The organism is Variovorax sp. 01T439_2 (genome assembly GCF_056398445.1).
Genome location: NZ_JBFTPJ010000565.1, coordinates 1 through 3,938, shown reverse-complemented (window position 1 = coordinate 3,938; position 3,938 = coordinate 1). Strand labels below are relative to the sequence as shown.

Below are 3,938 nucleotides of genomic sequence, written 5' to 3'. Positions count from 1 at the left end.
AAACTGCACATTCGTAAAGGTTTAGTGCAGACCGTGCCATCAGCAACATAGAATTTTTGATTGCGTCAAAAGAAACTTCAATTTCGAGTCAAATCGAATTTTGAATGTAACGGCATAACGCGTCAGGTGAGAGACCTGACATATTCCTTGTGATGATTTTGTAGTTTCGCAAGAAACGTCAAAGTTATAGGGTCAAGTGAATAAGAGCACGTGGTGGATGCCTTGGCGATGATAGGCGACGAAGGACGTGATAGCCTGCGATAAGCTTCGGGGAGCTGGCAAATTAGCTTTGATCCGGAGATTTCCGAATGGGGAAACCCACCGAAAGGTATCGCATGATGAATACATAGTCATGCGAGGCGAACCGGGTGAACTGAAACATCTCAGTAGCTCGAGGAAAAGACATCAACCGAGATTCCGAAAGTAGTGGCGAGCGAAATCGGAGAAGCCTGTTAGTGATAGCACAAGACATAACGGAACAGTTTGGAAAGACTGGCCATAGCGGGTGATAGCCCCGTACGTGAAATGACCTGTGTGGTACTGAGCTAACGACAAGTAGGGCGGGACACGAGAAATCCTGTCTGAATATGGGGGGACCATCCTCCAAGGCTAAATACTCATCATCGACCGATAGTGAACTAGTACCGTGAGGGAAAGGCGAAAAGAACCCCGGGAGGGGAGTGAAATAGATCCTGAAACCGCGTGCTTACAAAAAGTAGGAGCCTCGTAAGGGGTGACTGCGTACCTTTTGTATAATGGGTCAGCGACTTAYWTTCAGTGGCRAGSTTAACCGAATAGGGAAGCCGTAGAGAAATCGAGTCCGAATAGGGCGATCAGTCGCTGGGTGTAGACCCGAAACCAAGTGATCTATCCATGGCCAGGATGAAGGTGCCGTAACAGGTACTGGAGGTCCGAACCGACTAGTGTTGCAAAACTAGCGGATGAGCTGTGGATAGGGGTGAAAGGCTAAACAAACTTGGAAATAGCTGGTTCTCTCCGAAAACTATTTAGGTAGTGCCTCAAGTATTACCATCGGGGGTAGAGCACTGTTTTGGCTAGGGGGTCATGGCGACTTACCAAACCAAGGCAAACTCCGAATACCGATGAGTACAGCTTGGGAGACAGAGCACCGGGTGCTAACGTCCGGACTCAAGAGGGAAACAACCCAGACCGCCAGCTAAGGTCCCTAAAATTGGCTAAGTGGGAAACGAWGTGGGAAGGCYMARACAGYCAGGATGTTGGCTTAGAAGCAGCCATCATTTAAAGAAAGCGTAATAGCTCACTGRTCGAGTCGKCCTGCGCGGAAGATGTAACGGGGCTAAGCCAGTTACCGAAGCTGCGGATTTGCAATTTATTGCAAGTGGTAGGAGAGCGTTCTGTAAGCCTGTGAAGGTGCGTTGTAAAGCGTGCTGGAGGTATCAGAAGTGCGAATGCTGACATGAGTAGCGTTAAAGGGGGTGAAAAGCCCCCTCGCCGTAAGCGCAAGGTTTTCTACGCAACGTTCATCGGCGTAGAGTGAGTCGGCCCCTAAGGCGAGGCAGAGATGCGTAGYYGATGGGAARCAGGTYAATATTCCTGTACCGTTATATAGTGCGATGTGGGGACGGATCTTAATAGGTCATCCGGGTGTTGGATATCCCGGTTTAGTTGGATGTAGGCGTGCATTAGGCAAATCCGGTGCACATATACCGAGGCCAACGATCGAGCGGACTTGTCCGTGAAGTGACTGAACGAGGTTCCAGGAAAAGCCACTAAGCTTCAGCTATATACGACCGTACCGCAAACCGACACWGGTGSGCGAGATGAGTATTCTAAGGCGCTTGAGAGAACTCRGGAGAAGGAACTCGGCAAATTGRYACCGTAACTTCGGAAGAAGGTGTGCCCTATTAGTGTGTAGTGAACAACGAAGCATGAATGGGTTGCAAAAAATCGGTGGCTGCGACTGTTTATTAAAAACACAGCACTCTGCAAACACGAAAGTGGACGTATAGGGTGTGACGCCTGCCCGGTGCTGGAAGRTTAAWTGATGGGGTGCAAGCTCTTGATYGAAGTCCCAGTAAACGGCGGCCGTAACTATAACGGTCCTAAGGTAGCGAAATTCCTTGTCGGGTAAGTTCCGACCTGCACGAATGGCGTAACGATGGCCACACTGTCTCCTCCTGAGACTCAGCGAAGTTGAAATGTTTGTGATGATGCAATCTCCCCGCGGAAAGACGGAAAGACCCCATGAACCTTTACTRTAGCTTTGYAYTGGACTTTGAACAGATCTGTGTAGGATAGGTGGGAGGCTTTGAAGCRGGGTCGCTAGATSTTGTGGAGCCAACGTTGAAATACCACCCTGGTGTGTTTGAGGTTCTAACCTAGGTCCATTATCTGGATCGGGGACAGTGCATGGTAGGCAGTTTGACTGGGGCGGTCTCCTCCYAAAGCGTAACGGAGGAGTTCGAAGGTACGCTAGTTACGGTCRGACATCGTGACGATAGTGCAATGGCATAAGSGKGCTTRACTGCGAGACYKACAAGTCGAGCAGAKGCGAAAGMAGGACWTAGTGATCCGGTGGTTCTGTATGGAAGGGCCATCGCTCAACGGATAAAAGGTACTCYGGGGATAACAGGCTGATACCGCCCAAGAGTTCATATCGACGGCGGTGTTTGGCACCTCGATGTCGGCTCATCWCATCCTGGGGCTGWAGYMGGTCCCAAGGGTATGGCTGTTCGCCATTTAAAGAGGTACGTGAGCTGGGTTTAAAACGTCGTGAGACAGTTTGGTCCCTATCTTCCGTGGGCGCTGCAGATTTGAGGAAGCCTGCTCCTAGTACGAGAGGACCGGAGTGGACACACCTCTGGTGTATCGGTTGTCACGCCAGTGGCATTGCCGAGTAGCTAAGTGTGGAAGAGATAACCGCTGAAAGCATCTAAGCGGGAAACTCGTTTCAAGATGAGATCTGCCGGGGCCTTGAGCCCCCTAAAGAGTCGTTCAAGACCAGGACGTTGATAGGTCAGGTGTGGAAGCGCAGTAATGCGTTAAGCTAACTGATACTAATTGCTCGTGCGGCTTGACCCTATAACTTTGATCAATCAGATCAAGGTGTTATGCCAAGTTGACGCATTCAAAATAATTCGCCAAAAGCTGATTCCAAACTCTATGAATTCGTTGTGTTGATCATGTGATCAGCACGACAACAAGTTATGCCTGATGACCATAGCGACGTGGTACCACTCCTTCCCATCCCGAACAGGACAGTGAAACGCGTCAGCGCCGATGATAGTGCGGGTTCCCGTGTGAAAGTAGGTCATCGTCAGGCTCTTACAGCCAGGAAAAGCCCAACACGGTGTGTTGGGCTTTTTTCTTTGCAGCTTTAAAAAGCGCGTCATCTTTCGGTGGCGCGCTTTTTTTATTCCAGCAGACAAAGATCAGATATTGCGGATGCCCGAGGAGTCCATCTCCGCCGCACCTGCGCCGATCAGTTCGTGCAAGACGTCCCCGGCCAGTTGCTCCAATTCCACGTCGGCAAAGAAGCGCGAACGAACGATATCCACATACGACGTGCTGCGGACCCAGGCTTTCCAGTCGTCAAGGGCAATGGACTGCACCTCCAGCAGCTTGAACTTCATCAGCACCTTGATGGCGTGCCGCGCATGCTTCACGGGGTCGCGCTGAAGACCCTCGAGCCGGCGGCGCGCCGTGGCCAAGGCTTTGCCGACATCGCCAAAGACCGAACCATGGCCCGGGATCACCTGCAGCGGCCCCAGCGCCTCGATCCGATCCAGCGTCACAGCCAGATCGCCGAATGACGGTTCGCCCACGAGTTCGGGAAAGGCGACGCCGAAGCCGCTTTCCCACAGGGCGTCCGCCGAGATCAGCGTCCGTGAAGCGGGATCGAAGAGGATGATCGAGTGGGGATCATGGCCAGGCGCGCCATGCACCTGCCACGGGAT

Annotated in this window: 2 rRNA genes and 1 pseudogene; 2 read left to right on the top strand and 1 reads right to left on the bottom strand. The window is 51.8% G+C overall.

The features are described 5' to 3' along the window. The first annotated feature begins 190 nt into the window (after positions 1–190). Both AC1DOC_RS23325 and rrf read left to right on the top strand, forming a co-directional pair. Positions 191–3,063, top strand: a 23S ribosomal RNA gene (locus AC1DOC_RS23325). A gap of 128 nt (positions 3,064–3,191) precedes the next feature. Beyond that, a 5S ribosomal RNA gene (rrf, locus tag AC1DOC_RS23320) occupies positions 3,192–3,304 on the top strand. Between the two features lie 109 nt (positions 3,305–3,413). Here the strand turns inward: rrf and AC1DOC_RS23315 are convergent. Then, a pseudogene (locus tag AC1DOC_RS23315) lies at positions 3,414–3,938 on the bottom strand (MBL fold metallo-hydrolase); the annotation flags it as partial.